The organism is Neisseria sp. P0014.S002 (assembly GCF_051958295.1).
GTDB lineage: Bacteria > Pseudomonadota > Gammaproteobacteria > Burkholderiales > Neisseriaceae > Neisseria > Neisseria flavescens_B.
Genome location: NZ_JBQCVO010000076.1, coordinates 1 through 268, shown reverse-complemented (window position 1 = coordinate 268; position 268 = coordinate 1). Strand labels below are relative to the sequence as shown.

1 rRNA gene is annotated in these 268 nt (G+C 54.5%); it reads right to left on the bottom strand.

The annotated features are described in order from the left end of the window. A 16S ribosomal RNA gene (locus ACTHSX_RS10670) occupies positions 1 to 268 on the bottom strand; the annotation flags it as partial.

The window sequence follows — 268 nt, the reverse complement described above, 5'->3', positions numbered from 1 at the left end:
GACTACCAGGGTATCTAATCCTGTTTGCTCCCCACGCTTTCGCACCTGATCGTCAGTATTGGTCCAGGAGGCCGCCTTCGCCACTGATGTTCCTTCTGATATCTACGCATTTCACTGCTACACCAGAAATTCCGCCTCCCTCTCCCATACTCTAGCAAGCCAGTTTCGGATGCAGTTCCCAGGTTGAGCCCGGGGATTTCACACCCGACTTGGCAAGCCGACTACGTGCGCTTTACGCCCAGTAATTCCGATTAACGCTCGCACCCTC